This window comes from Salipiger sp. (assembly GCF_059781815.1).
In genome coordinates this window covers 16442-17788 of the sequence record NZ_JBYNAH010000095.1, presented here as the reverse complement: position 1 = coordinate 17788, position 1347 = coordinate 16442, and the positions used below count along the sequence as shown (strand labels likewise).

The 1347-nt window shown below is 69.4% G+C and carries 1 protein-coding gene; it reads left to right on the top strand.

The features are described 5' to 3' along the window. Positions 1-279 precede the first annotated feature (279 nt). Positions 280-1188, top strand: a complete 909-nt coding sequence (locus AC6RA4_RS12705) for a lytic transglycosylase domain-containing protein (RefSeq protein ID WP_500160822.1) — start codon at positions 280-282, stop codon at positions 1186-1188. Positions 1189-1347 lie beyond the last annotated feature (159 nt).

The following is a 1347-nucleotide window of genomic DNA, read 5'->3' as shown; positions in this document are numbered from 1 at the left end:
GTCTCGACCGGCGGCTCGGGCGTCTCGACCGGCGGCGGCGGGACATCCGCCGGCGCGGGCGGCGCGGCGGGCTCGGGCGCGTCTTCCGACCCGCCCTCCTGCACGATGGCGTCGAGCCCTTCCTCGAGCTTCGAGGACGACTTGAACAGCTTGCTCTTGAGCTTGCCGAAGAAGGACATGTGACGGACCCCTGTTGTACCTGTTCCCCAAGTAATACGCCCGGGCGTCAGTGAAAAGTGTGAGTTGACCTCGCGAGGACCGCGAGGCCAAGTGAACCGCATGTGGCGTGTCGCGATCCTGTTCTCCCTGTTCTTCCTGCCCGGCCCGCTCGCGGCGGAGCAGACGCCGCTGCCAGACGAGCCGGGCACGCTCTGCTCGCCCGGGGCCTTCGGGCCGGTGCAGTGCATCCGACCGAGCCACGCGGTGCACGACACCTGCCAGGCGATCGGCCATTTTGCCGCCCGCAACGGGCTCGATCCCGGCTTCTTTGCCCGGCTCCTCTGGCAGGAGAGCCGCTTCGATCCCAATGCGCTGAGCCATGCCAATGCGCAGGGGATTGCCCAGTTCATCCCCTCCACCGCCAAGCTGCGCGGGCTCTCCGATCCCTATAACCCCGCGGAAGCGATGGAATATTCCGCCGAGTATCTCGGCGAGCTGACCCGGCGCTTCGGCAATCCCGGCCTGGCGGCGGTGGCCTATAACGGCGGCGAGCGCCGGGCCGAGGCGCTGGTGGCCGACAGCGGCGCCGCCCTGCCCCGCGAGACGGTGGACTACGTGCGCATCATCACAGGCGTTCCGGCCGAGGACTGGGCCGAGGCGCCGCCCGAAGACCATGATTACAGCCTGCAGCCCGGCAAGCCCTTCGACCAGGCCTGCTTCGAGCTGGCGCGCGAGCGCCGCCTCACCGCCTATCCCGAGCCCGAGCCGCGCCTCGCGCCCTGGGGCGTGCAGCTCGCCTATGGCACCACCAAGAGCCGGGCGCTGTCGCAATATCGCGACCGCACGCGGGTCTGCCCGTCGCTGGTACGGGGCGAGGAGCCCGACCTGGTCTGGCAGAAGAGCCGCGCCAGCCCCAAGGGCGGCTACTGGATGGCGCGGATCGGACGGCGCGACCGGGGCGAGGCGTTCCGGCTTTGCGCACGGCTCAAGAAAAGCGGCTGCACCTGCGCCGTGTTCAGCAATTCTTAGGGTTTGACGGGTTAGAGGACGACAGATGGCGCGTTTCGCGATCGCGACACTGGCAATGGCGGCGCTGCTCGGGGCGGCGATCGTCTCGGGCGGGGTTTGGGGCGGTGTTTGGGCGCTGGCTGCGCTGCTCGGGATCACGGTCGGGGTGTTCCTGCTCGA

What these genes read in the sequence shown, in the direction of transcription:
- AC6RA4_RS12705 (WP_500160822.1), top strand. Translation starts at nt 280, where the DNA reads ATGTGGCGTGTCGCGATCCTGTTCTCCCTGTTCTTCCTGCCCGGCCCG.